General features: G+C 73.2%; 18 protein-coding genes. 8 read left to right on the top strand and 10 right to left on the bottom strand.

Annotated features, from left to right (window positions below):
* The first annotated feature begins 18 nt into the window (after nucleotides 1-18).
* Nucleotides 19-288, top strand: a complete 270-nt coding sequence (locus ABD126_RS18605) for an HPr family phosphocarrier protein (protein ID WP_343935133.1) — start codon at nucleotides 19-21, stop codon at nucleotides 286-288.
* A gap of 64 nt (nucleotides 289-352) precedes the next feature.
* On the opposite strand, the gene ABD126_RS18600 is transcribed toward ABD126_RS18605, so the two are convergent.
* From ABD126_RS18600 to ABD126_RS18575, 6 genes are read right to left on the bottom strand one after another with little or no spacing between them, the layout of a single operon-like run.
* On the bottom strand, nucleotides 353-1,201 hold the full coding sequence (locus ABD126_RS18600) for a shikimate dehydrogenase (protein ID WP_343935132.1): 849 nt from the start codon (nucleotides 1,199-1,201) through the stop codon (nucleotides 353-355).
* Nucleotides 1,202-1,203: 2 nt separating this feature from the next.
* The gene (mltG, locus tag ABD126_RS18595) at nucleotides 1,204-2,427 is read right to left on the bottom strand and encodes an endolytic transglycosylase MltG (protein ID WP_343935131.1); all 1,224 of its coding nucleotides are present in this window, start codon (nucleotides 2,425-2,427) and stop codon (nucleotides 1,204-1,206) included.
* The gene (ruvX, locus tag ABD126_RS18590; RefSeq protein ID WP_343935130.1) at nucleotides 2,424-2,939 is read right to left on the bottom strand and encodes a Holliday junction resolvase RuvX; all 516 of its coding nucleotides are present in this window, start codon (nucleotides 2,937-2,939) and stop codon (nucleotides 2,424-2,426) included. Before ruvX ends, mltG begins: the two co-directional genes overlap by 4 nt.
* Nucleotides 2,926-5,598 carry an alanine--tRNA ligase gene (alaS, locus tag ABD126_RS18585; RefSeq protein WP_343935129.1) on the bottom strand — a complete coding sequence of 891 codons (2,673 nt, stop codon included), beginning with the start codon at nucleotides 5,596-5,598 and terminating at the stop codon, nucleotides 2,926-2,928. Before alaS ends, ruvX begins: the two co-directional genes overlap by 14 nt.
* A 53-nt stretch (nucleotides 5,599-5,651) precedes the next feature.
* Complete coding sequence (locus ABD126_RS18580) at nucleotides 5,652-5,918, bottom strand: hypothetical protein (RefSeq protein ID WP_121227867.1); 267 nt, start codon at nucleotides 5,916-5,918, stop codon at nucleotides 5,652-5,654.
* Complete coding sequence (locus tag ABD126_RS18575) at nucleotides 5,915-6,307, bottom strand: DUF948 domain-containing protein (protein WP_343935128.1); 393 nt, start codon at nucleotides 6,305-6,307, stop codon at nucleotides 5,915-5,917. The genes ABD126_RS18580 and ABD126_RS18575 overlap by 4 nt, the downstream gene beginning before the upstream one ends.
* Nucleotides 6,308-6,626: 319 nt before the next feature.
* On the opposite strand from ABD126_RS18575, the gene ABD126_RS18570 reads away from it, so the two are divergent.
* On the top strand, nucleotides 6,627-7,814 hold the full coding sequence (locus ABD126_RS18570; RefSeq protein WP_343935127.1) for a cupin domain-containing protein: 1,188 nt from the start codon (nucleotides 6,627-6,629) through the stop codon (nucleotides 7,812-7,814).
* A 16-nt stretch (nucleotides 7,815-7,830) separates the two neighbouring features.
* Nucleotides 7,831-8,844, top strand: coding sequence for a ferredoxin family protein (locus tag ABD126_RS18565; RefSeq protein WP_343935126.1), 1,014 nt, complete (start codon nucleotides 7,831-7,833; stop codon nucleotides 8,842-8,844).
* On the opposite strand, the gene ABD126_RS18560 is transcribed toward ABD126_RS18565, so the two are convergent.
* Nucleotides 8,825-9,556 carry an SAM-dependent methyltransferase gene (locus ABD126_RS18560; protein ID WP_343935125.1) on the bottom strand — a complete coding sequence of 244 codons (732 nt, stop codon included), beginning with the start codon at nucleotides 9,554-9,556 and terminating at the stop codon, nucleotides 8,825-8,827. The genes ABD126_RS18565 and ABD126_RS18560 overlap by 20 nt on opposite strands.
* A 36-nt stretch (nucleotides 9,557-9,592) precedes the next feature.
* Nucleotides 9,593-10,945, bottom strand: coding sequence for a replication-associated recombination protein A (locus tag ABD126_RS18555; protein WP_343935124.1), 1,353 nt, complete (start codon nucleotides 10,943-10,945; stop codon nucleotides 9,593-9,595).
* 91 nt (nucleotides 10,946-11,036) lie between these two features.
* On the opposite strand from ABD126_RS18555, the gene ABD126_RS18550 reads away from it, so the two are divergent.
* The 4 genes from ABD126_RS18550 to ABD126_RS18535 are packed head-to-tail and all read left to right on the top strand — an operon-like array spanning nucleotide 11,037 to nucleotide 13,325.
* Complete coding sequence (locus ABD126_RS18550; protein WP_343935123.1) at nucleotides 11,037-11,765, top strand: type VII secretion target; 729 nt, start codon at nucleotides 11,037-11,039, stop codon at nucleotides 11,763-11,765.
* Nucleotides 11,766-11,770: 5 nt separating this feature from the next.
* Entirely contained in the window at nucleotides 11,771-12,790 is a 1,020-nt protein-coding gene (locus ABD126_RS18545) for a CHAP domain-containing protein (protein WP_343935122.1), read from the top strand.
* Complete coding sequence (locus ABD126_RS18540; RefSeq protein ID WP_343935121.1) at nucleotides 12,787-13,053, top strand: YbaB/EbfC family DNA-binding protein; 267 nt, start codon at nucleotides 12,787-12,789, stop codon at nucleotides 13,051-13,053. Before ABD126_RS18545 ends, ABD126_RS18540 begins: the two co-directional genes overlap by 4 nt.
* Entirely contained in the window at nucleotides 13,053-13,325 is a 273-nt protein-coding gene (locus ABD126_RS18535; RefSeq protein ID WP_343935120.1) for a YbaB/EbfC family nucleoid-associated protein, read from the top strand. The genes ABD126_RS18540 and ABD126_RS18535 overlap by 1 nt, the downstream gene beginning before the upstream one ends.
* Here ABD126_RS18535 and ABD126_RS18530 read toward each other — a convergent pair.
* The gene (locus ABD126_RS18530; RefSeq protein ID WP_343935119.1) at nucleotides 13,292-14,050 is read right to left on the bottom strand and encodes an ESX secretion-associated protein EspG; all 759 of its coding nucleotides are present in this window, start codon (nucleotides 14,048-14,050) and stop codon (nucleotides 13,292-13,294) included. The two genes, ABD126_RS18535 and ABD126_RS18530, sit on opposite strands and share 34 nt — an antisense overlap.
* 118 nt (nucleotides 14,051-14,168) lie before the next feature.
* On the opposite strand from ABD126_RS18530, the gene ABD126_RS18525 reads away from it, so the two are divergent.
* Nucleotides 14,169-14,915, top strand: coding sequence for a helix-turn-helix transcriptional regulator (locus ABD126_RS18525; protein WP_343935118.1), 747 nt, complete (start codon nucleotides 14,169-14,171; stop codon nucleotides 14,913-14,915).
* Here the strand turns inward: ABD126_RS18525 and ABD126_RS18520 are convergent.
* On the bottom strand, nucleotides 14,842-15,381 hold the full coding sequence (locus tag ABD126_RS18520; RefSeq protein WP_343935117.1) for a hypothetical protein: 540 nt from the start codon (nucleotides 15,379-15,381) through the stop codon (nucleotides 14,842-14,844). The two genes, ABD126_RS18525 and ABD126_RS18520, sit on opposite strands and share 74 nt — an antisense overlap.
* Nucleotide 15,382 lies beyond the last annotated feature (1 nt).

Raw genomic sequence — 15,382 nt, 5'->3', positions numbered from 1 at the left:
ACGACGAAAGGACGGATCATGCCTGAGCGACGGGTCACCGTGGCGAGCAAGGTGGGCCTGCACGCCCGCCCGGCGGCGGTGCTGGCGAAGGCCGCGGCCGGTCAGCCGGTGAAGGTCACCATCCGCAAGGAGGACGGCCAACCGGTCGAGGCGGCCAGCGTGCTGGGCCTCATGACCCTCGGGGCGATGCACGGCGACGAGGTCGTGCTCGCCGCCGACGGCGACGGCGCGGACGCCGCGCTGGAAGCCATCGCGTCGCTCATCGCGACCGACCTCGACGAGGCCTGATCCACTCCGGGAGGCCCTGCCCGCACCCTCGACGCGGGCAGGGCCTTCCGGCGTGTGTTCCCGGCTACTCCCCCAGCGGCAGCGGGAGGACGTTGTCCGTGGCGGCGCGCAGTGCCGTGCGCATGGCCTCGCGCGGAGCGGGTCGGCCGGTGAACTGTTCCGACTGGCCGAACGCCTGGTGCATCAGCATGTCCAGGCCGGTCGCCAGGGCACGGCCGCGCTTCTCCACCGCGTAGGCCAACGGCGTCGGCCACGGGTGGTAGATGACGTCCAGCACGCACGGCGACTCGGCCAGTTCCGACGCGATCGGCTCGGTGGCCGCCGGTGGGACCGTGCTGACCAGGACGTCCGACGCAGCCGCCAGACCGGCGAAGTCCGCCTCGTCCCACGGGACCAAGGTCAACGAGACACCGGCTCGCTCGGCGCACGCCGAAGCCTCACCCGCCCGGCTCACCGAGCGCACGACCAACGACACGTCCCGCACGCCCACGGACGCCAGAGCCACCAGAGCGGCCGTGGCGGTGCCGCCGGCGCCCAAGAGCACGCCTCGGGAGCCGGAAGTGAAGCCGCACGCCGCGCGCAGGGCGCCCAACACGCCGTCCACGTCCGTGTTGTCGGCGTGCCAGCCCTCAGCCGTGGGCACCAACGTGTTCGCCGCCCCCACCAGAGCGGCGCGCGGCGAGACCGAGGACGCCACAGCCAGGGCGGCGCGCTTGCCGGGCATGGTGACCGACAAGCCCACCCACGACGAGTCCAAGCCCCTGACCAGGGCCTCCACGCCGTCCTCCGCGCACTCGACGCGCCCGTAGGACCAGTCCGACAACCCCAGGGCCGCGAAGGCCGCGTTGTGCAGCACGGGGGACAGCGAGTGCGACACCGGTGAGCCGATCACCGCGGCGTGACGTGCGGCCACGGTCAGAAGACACCCTCCGCGCGCGCCTTGGCGACCAGGCGGTTGTGTTCGTCGATGTTGTCCGAGAAGCAGGACGTGCCGTCCTTCTCGCACTTCACGAAGTACATGAACCCACCGGGCTCGGGCGTGATGGCCGCGGTGATGGCCTCGCGGCTCACCGAGCCGATCGGGGTCGGGGTCAGGCCCTTGACGCTGTAGGTGTTGTACGGGCCCGAGCGCTCGCGGTCCTCGTCGCTGGTGGTGATGATCGGGCGTTCCAGCTTGTAGTTGACCGTCGAGTCGAACTGGAGGATGTGGTTCTCCGACAGCCGCTTGTAGATGACCTGGGAGATCTTGCCGAAGTCCTTCTCCAGGCCTTCCTTCTCCACCAGCGACGCGATGACCAGCACCTCGTACGGGCGGAACCCGGTCTTCGTCGTGCCGCCCGGGATGCCGTAGCCCTGGAGCCTGGTGTTGGACGTCTCGATGACGCTCTTGAGCAGCTCCACCGCCGACGCGCCCGGCTTGAGGTGGTACAGGCCCCGGGTGATCAGGCCTTCCAGGCGGTGCTCCTTGGGCGCCTTGGTCACGTCCGGCACGGCCCAGTCGGGGACGCCCAGGGCCACCGGGTCGGCGTTCTCCGCCGCGTCCCGCAGCTCCTGCGGGGTGACGCACTTCTTCACGCCGTCCAGCTCGGCGCAGGAGGCCTCCGAGAGCATCGTCAGGATGCCCTTGGTGACCTTGCCGTCGGGCGCGGTGATGTCGTGCAGGACGTTGCCGCCCTTGACCTCCAGCGGCACGACCTTGGCCTTCGGGTCGACCATCCGCTCGACCGCGGCCTTGCCCGACATCTTCGTCTTCATCAGGTAGAAGCCGGGCTGGATGGCGGTGACCCGCGAGTCGCCCTCCCCCGCCTCGGTGAACGCCCGCGCGCTGGCCACGACGCCCTGCTCCTTGAGCGAGGTGGCGATCGTGGTCACCAGGTCGCCGTCCTTGACCTCGACCACGACGTCGCCCTCGCCGGCGCCTTCGAAGTCCTCGTAGGAGCCGATGCCGCGCAGCTGCTGGTACCCGTAGTACGCGCCGGCGCCACCTCCCACCAGCACCAGCGCCACCACGAGCCACAGCACGGTCTTCTTCCGGCGCGCCTTGGCCCGGCGGGCGGCTGCCGCGGCCTTGCCGCGCTGCCTGTCCTGCTCGCGGTGCTGCACGTCAGGTTCGCTGAACAACCCGAGGTCGTCGCTCACGTGCGGTCCTTCGGTCCGGGGGCCTGCTCCTCGTCCGCGGAGCGGGCCACATGTCGCGCCCGCGCGTCCAGCCAGGACTGGAGGATCTCGACGGCGGCTGCCTGGTCCACGACGGCGCGTTGCTTCTTGCCCTTCACCCCGCGCTCGGCGAGCACACGGCCGGCCGTGACGGTGGTGAGCCGTTCGTCGTGCAACCGCACCGGAACCGGTGCGACGCGCTCGGCCAACGCCGCAGCGTACGCCGCCGCCGCCTCCGCCGCCGGCCCGTGCCGCCCGGCCAGGGTTCGGGGCAGTCCGACCACGACCTCGACGACGTCGTGCTCGGTGACGAGCCCGGCCAGGTCCACCAGGTCCCGGCCGGTCTTCTCGTCACGCGACAGGGTAACCAGCGGGGTCGCGAGGAACGCCCCGGGGTCGCTGAGCGCCACCCCGACCCGCACCGAGCCGACGTCGACGCCCAGCCTCCGGCCGAGGCCGGGGTCGTCGACGCCGGGACGGTCAGTGCTGCTCAACGGCGCGGTCCACCTCGGTGCGCAGGGCGGCGAGGGCCTCGCCGACCCCGGCGGGGTTGGTGCCGCCGCCCTGGGCCAGGTCCGGCTTGCCGCCGCCGCGACCGCCCACGGCCGGGGCGAACGCGGGCACCAGCTTGCCGGCGGCCAGCCCGAGGTCGCGGGCGGCGGCCGTGGTGGCCACCACGAAGCTCACCTTGTCGCCGTCGGGGGCGAACAGGCCGACCACGCCGGGCCGGTCGCCGAGGCGGTTGCGCACCTCGCCGGCCAGGGTCCGCACGTCGGCGGCGGCCGTGCCCTCGGGCAGGGCCAGCGCCACCAGGGCGACGCCGCGCACGTCCAGGGCCTGCTCGGCCAGGGACCCGGCGGAGGACATCAGCTGGGCGGCGCGGACCCGCTCCAGCTCCTTCTCGGCGTTGCGCAGCCGCTCCACCAGGGCTTCGACGCGGGCCGGGACCTCGGCGTCGGGCACCTTGAGCATGGCGGCGACGTTCTGCACCAGGGCCCGCTCCTGGGCCAGGTACTTGAACGCCTCGATGCCGACGTAGGCCTCCAGGCGGCGCACGCCCGAACCGACCGACGACTCGCCGATGACGGTGATCGGGCCGATCTGCGACGAGTGCTCCACGTGGGTGCCACCGCACAGCTCGCGCGACCACGGGCCGCCGATCTCGACCACGCGCACGGTGTCGTCGTAGGTCTCGCCGAACAGGGCGACCGCGCCCATCTCCTGGGCGCCGCCCATGTCGGTGTAGACCACGCGCACCGGCAGGTCCTTGCGGACGGCCAGGTTGGAGACCTCTTCGATCTCGCTGCGCGTCTCGTCGGAAAGGCCACCCGTCCAGGCGAAGTCCAACCGCAGGTAGCCGGGCTTGTTGTACGAGCCGCTCTGCAACGCCGACGGGCCGAGCACCTGGCGCAGGGCGGCGTGCACGACGTGCGTGCCCGAGTGGCCCTGGCGGGCGCCCACGCGCCACTCCGGGTCCACGCGGGCCTCGACGTGCTCGCCCTCGGCGATCTCGCCGGAGACCACCCGCACCTGGTGCACCCACAGCTTGCGGGCCACCTTCTGGACGTCCACGACCTCCAGCTCGGCGCCGCCGGAGACGATCACGCCGGCGTCGCTCTCCTGGCCGCCGGACTCCGCGTAGAGCGGGGTGCGGTCCAGGACGACCTCGACGATGTCGCCTTCCTTGGCGGAGCGGACCCGCTTGCCCTCGCTGATGATGCCGCGCAGCGTGGCCTCGGAGGCCAGCTCGGAGTAGCCGGTGAACTCGGTGGCTCCCAGCTCCAGCAGCTCCCGGTACACGGTCTGGTCGCCGTGGCCGGTCTTCTTGCCGGCGGCGTCGGCCTTGGCGCGGGCGCGCTGCTCGGCCATCAGCTTGCGGAACCCGTCCTCGTCCACGGTCAGGCCCGCTTCCGAGGCCATCTCCAGGGTGAGGTCGATCGGGAACCCGTAGGTGTCGTGCAGCTGGAACGCCTTGTCACCCGGCAGGGTGGCGCGGCCGTCCGCCTTGACCTCGGCGGCGGCGTTGTCGAAGATCCGCGACCCGGCCTCCAGGGTGCGCAGGAACGTGTCCTCCTCGGCCTTGAGCACCTGGGCGATCCGCGGGAACCCGCTGACCAGGTCCGGGTAGGCCGGGCCCATGGCGTCCCGCACGACCTCGGCGAACTGCACCAGCACCGGCTCGGTCACGCCCAGCAGGCGGGCCGAGCGGACGATGCGGCGCAGCAGGCGGCGCAGCACGTACCCGCGGGCCTCGTTGCCGGGGGTGACGCCGTCACCGACGATGAGGACACCCGACCGGGCGTGGTCGGCGATGACCCGGAACCGGACGTCGTCGACCGGGTTGTCGCCGTACTTGCGCCCCGACAGCTCCTCGGCCTTCTGGATCACCGGGCGGACCAGGTCGGTCTCGTAGACGTTGTCCACGCCCTGCAACAGCACGGCCACGCGCTCGACGCCCATGCCGGTGTCGATGTTCTTGTTCGGCAGCGAGCCGACCGGCTTGTGGCCGAGCTTGGGGCTCAGCTCGCCGCGCTCGTCCTGCATGAAAACCAGGTTCCAGATCTCCAGGTACCGGTCCTCGTCGACGACCGGGCCGCCCTCCTTGCCGTAGGCGGGCCCGCGGTCGTAGTAGATCTCCGAGCAGGGACCGCCGGGGCCGGGCACGCCCATGTCCCAGTAGTTGTCCTTGCCGTCACGGCGCTGGATGCGCTCGGTGGGCAGGCCGGCGACCTTCTGCCACAGCTGCTGGGCCTCGTCGTCGTCCTCGTAGACGGTCACCCAGATGCGCTCGGGGTCGAACCCGTAGCCGCCCTTGTCCTGGGGGTTGGTGACCAGCTCCCAGGCCAGGCGGATGGCGTCTTCCTTGAAGTAGTCGCCGAAGGAGAAGTTGCCCGCCATCTGGAAGAACGTGTTGTGGCGGGTGGTCTTGCCGACCTCGTCGATGTCGGGCGTGCGCACGCACTTCTGGATGCTGGTGGCGCGCTTGAACGGCGGCGGGGCCTCGCCCAGGAAGTAGGGCTTGAACGGCACCATACCGGCGTTGACGAACAGCAGGTTCGGGTCGTCCAGGATGAGCGAGGCGCTCGGCACGACCGTGTGGCCGTTGTTCTCGAAGTGCTCGCGGAAGCGCTTGATGATCTCGTGGGTCTGCACGGGTTGTCCTTGGGTCTACGAGTGGAAATCAGGGCACGGCGAGGCGAACGACCTCAGCGGTCGTTCGCCCTGCGCGCTCGCCGACCCGGCGTGAAGCCCGTCTGGCGTTCCACGGTGTCCTGCAACTCCTGCTCGCGCTCGGTCATTCCCGCGCGGACCTCCGCGCCGAACGACCCGATGGCGCCGGCCAGCTCCCGCAGGCCCTCGCCGACGTTGGCCCCGATGCCCGCCGGGGTGGCGGCGTGCGCGGCCTGCCCCGCCTTGCGGGTGGCGAACACGCCCGCGGCGATGCCCAGCCCGAACCAGAACAGGCGCCTCATCGCCGACCCCGGCGGGAGTGCTTCTTGGGCTCCTGGGCGGCCTTGCGGCGGGCCTTGACGGCCTTGCTGACGCCGTAGGACAGGGCCGCCGCCTTCACCAGCGGACCGCCCAGGGTGGCGGTGAACAGCGAGGTCAGCGCGGAGACGTTGCCGGTGACCGCGCGCGCGTTGGCCGTGATGCCGTCCACCCGCTCCAGCTGGGTGTTCACGTGCGTGATCGTGGTGTTCGCGCCGCTGAAGATCGGGTCGCTGTTCTGGTGCGCCTTGCGGATGGCGATGGTGGCCTCGTCCAGCGTGCGGCCCAGCTTGATCAACGGGATGGCCAGCAGGATCACCAGCAGCACGAACGCGCCGGCGGCGACCAGCGCGGCGATCTGCCCTGGCGACACGAGTCCTCCTGAAAGGCGAGCTTGGGCGTGGTTCCAGAGAGGTTACCGGGTGGCACCCGAATGACCTCTGGTGGATCTCCCTTGGGCCGTTCCCACGTGACGGGATCGGAGTGAGGACTACTCAAATGACCGATGACTTCGCCGAGTTCGTTGTCGTAGCGTGATCTTCCGTCCGACCCCCCCCACCCGAGGAGGAACCGGCATGGAGAACGAGACCCCCCAGGCCAGCGGTCTGCTGCTCAGCGCCGAGTCGCTGACCAGCGCGGTCGACCGCAACAAGGCCAACGGCGCCCTGGACGACACCGACGGCAACGACTGAGTGACCGTCCCGACCCTGGCTGACCTCGTCGCACCGATCGGGGTCAGCCAGTTCTTCGACGCGGTGCAGGGCCGGACCCACCAGCGGTTCACCGGTCGGGCGGGGCGGTTCGCCGAGCTGCTGCCGTGGTCGGAGGTCAACCGGGTGCTGCGGCAGCACCGGCTGGAGTTCCCCCGGCTGCGGCTCGCGCGGGGCGGCGAGGTCGTCCCGACGCACTCCTACGCCGAGACCGTCGAGACCCGGCGCACGGGACCGGTGTCCCGGCTGCTGCCCGCCGCGTTCGCCGAGAAGATGCGCGGCGGCGCGACGCTGGTGCTCGACTCCGTCCACGAGATGTTCGGACCCGTCGGCGACCTGGCCGCCCAACTGGAGCACGAACTGCGGGAACGGGTCCAGGTCAACCTCTACGCGGGGTGGGGCGTCACGCACGGCTTCGACGTGCACTGGGACGACCACGACGCGCTCATCATCCAGATCTCCGGCCGCAAGCGGTGGCGCGTGCACGGCGTGACCCGGCCCGCGCCGCTCCAGCGGGACGTGGTGCTGCCGGACAAGCCGACCGGCGAGCCGATCGACGACTTCATGCTGGAGGACGGCGACGTCCTCTACGTGCCGCGCGGGCACTGGCACGACGTGTCCGCGGTCGGCGAGGAGTCGCTGCACCTGACCATCGGGTTCAACCGGGCGACCGGCGTGGACCTGGTGGCGTGGCTGGCCGACCAGCTGCGCGCCGAGGAGGTGTTCCGCACCGACCTGCCCCGGTTCGGCACGCCCGAGCAGAAGGCCGAACGGGCGCGTGAGTTGCGGGAACGCGTAGCCGCGTTGCTGGACGACGACGTGGTGGCGCGGTTCCTGGACCACCGCGACGCGCAGGCCCCCGCGATCTCGCACGTGGGCCTGCCGTGGACGGCGACGGTGGACCTCCTCCCGCCGGGCGACGAGTCCGAGGTGCGGCTGCTGACCCCGCGTGCTGTGCTTGACCTGGGACGGGACACCGTTTCGCTGGCCGCGGCGGGCAAGCGGCTGGTGTTCGCGAAGGCCGCCGCCCCGGTGCTGGAGGTCCTGGTCGGCGCCGCTCGGCACCCGATCAAGGAGCTGGTCGAGGCGGGTGCGCCGGTCCTCGACCGGGCCACCGTCCGGGCGCTGCTCGGAGAGTTGGTCACACAAGGGGTGCTCGCGCCGGAGTGATCCGTTAGGCTTAGGTATGCCTAACATAAGTTCCGACTGGTTGCCGGGTTGCGCGGTCCTCACGCGCCAGCTCGGCGGGAACCCGGCCGGGACGGCGACGCTCATGACGTCGTGGCTGCTCGTCGAGCAGCCCGGCCCGTGGCCCGCCGACGCGTTGGAGCAGACCTTGGCCTCGGTGTTCGGGCCGGGGCGGCTGGACGGGCCGCGGGCCGCCGGACTGCGCCCGCTGCTGATCCGCCGTCCCGGCCGCCACCAGCGCGACCCCGACGCGCCGCACACCGTCTACGTGGGCAGCGGCGTGCCGGGCAACCGGTGGCTGGAGAAGATCGAGGTCGCCGACCTGGCCGACCTCGCGTCGCTGGACGTGGCCGCCGTCGCGGCGGGCGTCCCCGGCCACGGCGAGCGCGTCGACGGCCCCCTGTTCCTGGTCTGCACGCACGGCACCAAGGACATGTGCTGCGCGGTGCTGGGTCGGCCCCTGGCGGCCGTGCTGGGCGAGAACCACCCCGGTCGGGCGTGGGAGGTCAGCCACGTGGGCGGCGACCGGTGGGCGGGCAACCTGCTGGTCGTGCCGGACGGCTTCCTGCACGGCCAGCTCGACCCCGGCGAGGCGGCCCTGGTGGCGAAGTCGGCGCTGGTCGGGCAGGTCGTGGCGGAGCAGCTGCGGGGCCGGACGTCCGCGCCGAGCCCGTGGTCGCAGTACGCCGAGATCGCGGTCCGCAAGACCTTCGGGCTGCGCGGCGTGGACTCGGTGCTCGCGGTGGACGAACGCCCGGTCGAGGGCGGTGACGTGCGCGTGGTGACCGTGCAGGGCCTGGACAACCAGTACGAGGTGACCGTGGCGCGCTCGGTGGCCGCGGCGTCGGGCGCGAGCCGCTGTTCGGGCGTGATCGCCCCGCCCGCCTACACGACGAGGTCGATCGAGACGCTGGTGCGCGTGGGTGACCGCAGGCTCCGGGTCGGGACCCCCGTCCCGTCCGGCATCCCCGACCGGACGGGACGGGGGTCCCTCACCGGCGGGCGAGCGTGAGGTACGCGAAGCCCAGCACGCCGCGGTAGCCCTTGATCCAGAGGTCGCGGTGGTCGTCGACGACCTTCTGGACCGCGGCGGCCTCGGGGTGGTCGGGGTTGTCCAGCAGCCACAGCTCGCGGGCGGCGCACCAGCGGGACTCGAAGCTGTCCCACTCGTCCCGGCTGGCCGTGGTCAGCCGCAGCACGCGGTAGCCCGACTCCAGGGCGAGGTCCACCAGGTCCTCGAAGGTGCCCAGGGCGTCGCCCTGGAACGCCTCGCGGAGGGTGTCCGACGGTTCCCGCTCCCAGTAGCCGTCGCCCAGCAGCAGGCGCCCGCCGGGGCGGATCCTGGTCCGCATCGCCGCCAGCACCGCGCGGGCGTCACCCCAGGCGTGGGAGGCGCCGATGGAGATCGCCACGTCCGCGACCGGCCCGTCCCAGGTGGTCACGTCGCCCAACTCCAGCCGGACCCGGTCGGCGATGCCGCGCGCCCGCGCGTTGGCCGTGCCGCGCGCGATGGCGTAGTCGTCGCCGTCCACCCCGACGCCGGTCGCCCCCGGCGCGTGCTCCACCGCCCGGAGCAGCAGTTCGGCCCAGCCGCAGCCGTAGTCCACCACCGTCTTGTCCCGGAGGTCGCCGAGGCCGGCGATCAGCTCGTAGGACTTGGCGTCCGAGAGCGGTGAGTTGAAGTCGAGGAGGGCGTGCCCGTTGGGCGGTGGCGCATCCGTCACGGCGCACACCGTCGCAGACGGCAGCCGTGATCGTCATCAGGTTTTCTGCTCGTCCCCGCGCACGACCTTGCGCAGCTTGGGCAGGCGTTCGGCGATGTAGCGCTCCGCGCCCCGACCGGTGGGGGCGTAGTAGTCGCGGCCGACCAGGTCGTCCGGCGGGTACTGCTGGGTCAGCACGCCCTCGGGGACGTCGTGCGGGTACCGGTAGCCCTGGGCGTTGCCGAGCTTGGCCGCGCCCGCGTAGTGGCCGTCGCGCAGGTGCGGCGGGACCTGCCCGATCAGGCCCTTGCGCACGTCGGACATGGCCTCGCCGATCGCGACCGTGACCGCGTTGGACTTGGGCGCGGTGGCCAGGTGGACGGTGGCCTGCGCCAGGTTGAGGGCGCATTCGGGCAAGCCGATGAGCTGGACGGCCTGGGCGGCGGCCACCGCGGTCTGCAACGCCGTCGGGTCGGCCATGCCCACGTCCTCGCTGGCGTGGATGACCAGGCGGCGGGCGATGAACCGCGGGTCCTCGCCCGCCTCGATCATCCGGGCCAGGTAGTGCAGGGCCGCGTCCACGTCCGAGCCCCGGATGGACTTGATGAACGCGCTGGTCACGTCGTAGTGCTGGTCGCCCTGGCGGTCGTAGCGCACGGCCGCCTTGTCCACCGTCGCCTCCAGGGTGGCCAGGTCCAGGACGCCGTCGGTGACCGCGTCCGCCGCCGCTTCGAGGGCGGTCAGGGCGCGGCGGGCGTCGCCGCCGGCCAGGCGGACCAGGTGGTCCTCGGCGTCGGGGGCGATGGTGATGGCCCCGTTGAGGCCGCGTTCGTCCTCGGTGGCGCGGCGGACCAGCGCGCGGACGTCGTCGTCGCTCAGGGGGCGCAGTTGGAGCACCAGCGAGCGGGACAGCAGGGGTGAGACGACCGAGAAGAAGGGGTTCTCGGTGGTCGCGGCGACCAGGAGCACGATCCGGTCCTCCACCGCGCCGAGCAGGGCGTCCTGCTGGGTCTTGGAGAACCGGTGGACTTCGTCGATGAACAGGACCGTCGACTCGCCGGAGCGCACCAGGCGGCGGCGCGCTTCGTCGATGACCGCCCGGACCTCCTTCACCCCCGCCGACAGGGCGCTCAGCGCGGCGAACCGGCGGCCGGTGGCCTGGGAGACGAGCGTGGCGAGGGTGGTCTTGCCGGTGCCGGGCGGGCCGTAGAGCATCACCGACGCCGGGGACGAGCCCTCCACCAGCCGGCGCAGCGGCGCGCCGGGGCCGAGCAGGTGGCCCTGGCCGACCACCTCGTCCAGCGTGCGGGGGCGCATCCGCACCGCGAGCGGGGCGTTGGCGGCGATGCGCTGCGCCTTCTCCTCGTCGGTGGCGCCGAACAAGCCCTCGTCGAACAGCCCTTCGTTCACATGTTCGACTGTAGCTCCCCCGTGCACAGCCGCTGTCCGAGCGTGCAACGGGGGTACCCGGCGGGGTGGCGGCCGGGCCAGGGTCGGCGTCATGAGCAGGCTGAGTCCCGAGCAGATCGCCCGGCACGCCCACGACGCGGGGTTCCGCGGGGAGGACCTGACGATCGCGGTGGCGGTGGCGCTGGCCGAGTCCGGCGGCGACCCCCGCGCCCACAACGACGTGCCGCCCGACGACTCCTACGGGCTGTGGCAGATCAACATGCTCGGCTCGCTCGGACCCGCGCGGCGGCGCGAGTTCGGGCTGGAGTCCGACCGGGAGCTGTTCGACCCGGCGGAGAACGCGAAGGCGGCGAACCGGATCTCCGGCGACGGCCGGTCCTGGACGCCGTGGTCCACCTACACCAACGGCGCTTACCGGCGGTACCTGGACGAGGCGCGGCGGGGCGTGAAGGCGTTGCGCGACAACGGCTCCCGCGGCGGCGGTTCGGGTGGCGGCGGTGGTCGCGGCGGGTCGGGCGGGTTCTCCGTGGACCTCGACGTGCTGCGGGAGTTCACCCGGCGGACCCGGGGCACCGCCGACGACCTCACCGCGCTGGGCCGCGGGCACGTGCGGGACGTCCGGGAGATCGCCGAGGACAGCTTCGGGCGCGTCGGCCGGCAGTCCGGGTTCGCCGAAGCCCTCGACGGGTTCGCCGCCGCCCTGCGCGGGCAGGTCAAGGCGGTCGCGCACAACACCGACCGGCTCGCCGACTCCGCCGCCCGCGCCGCCCGGTCCTACCGGGACCAGGACGACGACACCGCCCGCTCCCTGAAGGACTGACCACTGTGGACACCCGCGCGCTGGCGAAGCACTTCGCCGAGAGCATGATCGGTCACCGCAACGCGTTGGCGGGCAAGGCCGAGGACGCCGTCAAGGCCCAGTACGCGCTCAACCGCACCGCCGAAGCCCTCACCGAGGGCCACGAGGACCACCGCAAGGCCTCCCGGACCGTCCTGGACAACTGGAGGGGCGACCAGTCCGAGGGCTTCGAGAAGCGTTCGAACCGGATCGGCCGCCAACTCCGGGTCACCGCCGACGCCGCCCGGGACGCGGAGAGGGTCGTCGCCGGCGTCAGCGCCACCCTCGCCACCAACCACACGCGGGCGCGCCAGGCCGTCGAGGAGTACCTGGACCGGGCCGTGCGCGTCCTCGACGCCGGCGTGGCGGTGGGGACGCGCGCCGCCCTGCTCAAGGCGGTCGCCGCGGCGGCCGACCTCGAACCCCGCTACACCAAGGAGACCGCCGCCGCGCTCCGCACCGCCCGCGACGAGCTCGAAGACGCCGCGCGCAGGCTCAAGGCGCTGGAGCGCGAGGTCGAGCACGACGGCGTCGCCGACGCCCGGCCGGAGCGCACCCGCGGCCGGGCCAGGCCGTCCCGGGCCCGCGAGCGCGGCCGGGCGCGGACCATCCTGGCCAAGGCGCGCAGGGAGATCGGCACGCGGGAGAACCCGCCGGGCAGCAACCGCAACCCGTACGGCCCGACGGCGGCGTGGTGCTCGTCGTTCGCCACGGCCATGTGGCGCAAGGCGGGCGTGGACATCCCGCTGCTGCCGTTCACCGGTGACGTCTTCCGGTGGGGTCAGCGCAACGGCAAGGCGTACACGAACCTCAAGCACGTCCGCCCCGGTGACGTGCTGCTGTTCGGCACCGGGCCGCAGAGCCCGGCCACCAGCACGCACATCGGCATCGTCGAGAAGGTCGACGGCGGCACCGTGACCCTCATCGAGGGCAACTCCGGCGACGCCGTCCGCCGCAACACCCACAGCCTCGGCTCGGGCAAGTTCTACGGAGGGGTGCACCCGTGATCAGCGCACACGCCCACGACCCGGACCGCGGGGTCGCGGTGGAGGTCGGCCCCGGCGGCTGCCTGCTGGACCTGACCCTGGACGGCCGCGCGCTGCGCCAGGGCAGCGACCTGGCCCGCACCATCCTGACCCTGGTGAACACCGCCACCGCGCGGGCCGACGCCCGCGCCGCCCACGCCCTGGGCGACCTGGGCGAGCTGGGTCTGGGCACCAGCGGGTCGGACGAGGTCGAGGACACCACCCCGACGACGTGGAGGGTCTGATGGGCCTGGGAGCACGGCTGGACGACATCCGCGGCGAGGCGGCCGGCGACGGCGTGTCGGTGACCGTGGACCTGCACGGCAAGCTCGTCGGCCTGGAGTTCGACCGGTCGGCGTTCACCCTGCGGCCGGACGACCTCGCGCGCGTCGTGCGGCGGCTGGCCGAGGCGGCGACCGAGGACGCCCTCGCGCAGGGCACGGCGGTGGTGGCCGAGGTGGCGCCGGCGTGGTGGTCGGACGGTCAGCGGACCTCGTCCAGCAACGCGGTCAGGTGACGCACCAGCGCCGCGCCGTCGGCCGGGACGATGCGCACCCACGGTTCGCCGGCGACGTCCTCGGGCACCATCGCGTACCGGCCGGCGGTGGTGTCGGTCCAGCTCAGCACGGGTGTCCGGCCGCCGGGGCCGGTGGCGGCGAGCTGGCCCGCCGCGCCCCGGCCGGACTCCAGCAGCGTGGTGAGCGCCCGGGTGGCGCGCCCGGTGACGCCCGCCTGGGCCAGCGCGCGTTCCAGCGCCGCGTAGCCGCCGGTCGCGTAGGCGTCGACGGCCGCCGAGAACGCGCCGCGGGGCAGCCGGACCTGGTCGCCGGGCCCGGGTCGGGCGTCGCCGACGACCTTCGCCACGGCCGGGACCAGGTCGGTGACGGGTTCGAGCGCGACCTCGCGGTCGTTGAGCACCGCCAGCACCCCGCGCCCGCCGCGCACGGCGGCCAGCACCCGCCAGGGCCGGGGGCGGAAGACCAGGGCGTCCACGGACAGCGTGCTGCCGGTCAGGTGGCCGAACAGGTCCTCCAGCTCGGGGGCGACGTCCTCGCCGTCGGCCAGGCCGGCCGCTCCGAGCGCCTGGAACACCCGCGCGCCCAGGGCGTCCCGCTCGGCCATCGTCTCGCCGTGCGAGGGGACTTCCAGCGGGTAGGGCGGGTCACCCGCGCCCAGGTCCTCCCAGAGGAGGTCGAACTCCAGGTGGGACAGGACGACCGCGGTCCCGGAACGGCGTGCCATGCCGACCGAAGGTAGTGGGGCGGGGCGCGTGCGCGGGCGGGTATCGCCGAAGTTCCCGGGAACCCGAGCGGACCTCGCGGACTCGGGCGCGGGGCCGTGGGCTCGTACGCTGCCCGGCATGGACGTCGGCCACGGGTTGCTCACCGTCCGGGCGTCGGGCGCGGCGGCGGCCAGGGCCGCGCTCGGGGGCGCGCCGCCGCGGGAGGTCCAGTTGCTGATGGGTTGCGCGGTGCCCAAGGGCCTGCCCGAGCGGGGCGCGGCGCTGCGGCTGCCGGACGCGTCGCTGCACGCCTCCCGCGAGGGCGTGGTGCTGCTGACCGTCGCGGAGGCGCGGCTGACCATCGGCTTCGGCGAGCTGAAACCGCTGATGTTCCAACCGGTCCCGGTCGAGCCGCCGCTGCGCGCGGTGTTCACCGGCGCCGTGGCGCACGTGCTGGCCGCAGCGCGGGCGCTGGACCCGCGCGGCCTGTCGCACCACCTGGTCGGGCTGGCGGAACTGGTGCTGCGCAGCGCGTTGAAAGCCGAACTGGACCGCGTGGACGCCCTGGCCTCGCGCCGCCGGGAGGCGTTGGACTACATGCGCGAACACCTGTCCGACCCGGCGTTGAGCGCGGACCGGGTGGCCGAGGCGCTGTTCATCTCGCGGCGGCGGCTGTACCAGCTGTTCGACGACGGCCAGGGCGTGTCGGAGCGCATCCGGGGCTTGCGGATCGACCGGGCGAAGGCGTTGCTCAGCGACCCGGCGAAGGCGGCGAAGGGCATCGGCGAGATCGCCCGGGACTGCGGTTTCGTCAGCGCCGCCCACTTCTCGCGGACGTTCCGCCAGGTCGTGGGCGAGACGCCGACGCGGTACCGCTCCCGCTGAACTCGATCCCGGACACGAACCGCCCGGCCACCTCGGAGACGTCCAACCAGCCCCGCCCGGTGGGCGAGTGCAGGGTGAACACGACGGCCGTCCGACCGGCACGCACGACGACCTGGAGCTGCGCGCCCACGGCCGACGCCCGTTCGATGATCACCACGGGGTACCCGGTGGCGGTGACCCCTTCGGTGACGTCCAGGACGGCCGCCCCGTCGAGCCCCAACCCGACCCGGTCGTCGGGCACCCGCTCCCCCGGCACGACCGCCGCCACCAGCAACGCCGGATCGGCCCGCGGGTGCTCCACGACGGCGAGCAACGCGGCCCCGTGCCGATGCGCGAGGTCGGCGGCCTGGACGGCGGACACCTCAAGCCCGGGATCGCGCACCCCTTTGATCCGCCGCAACACCTCGACCAGCTCGGCAGCCGTGCGCTCGGGCGCACCCAACGCCACCGGGGTCACCCCCGGCACA

The sequence above is a fragment of the Saccharothrix mutabilis subsp. mutabilis genome (assembly GCF_039521145.1).
GTDB classification, from domain to species: Bacteria; Actinomycetota; Actinomycetes; order Mycobacteriales; family Pseudonocardiaceae; genus Actinosynnema; species Actinosynnema mutabilis.
This window is presented reverse-complemented; position numbering and strand designations above follow the sequence as displayed.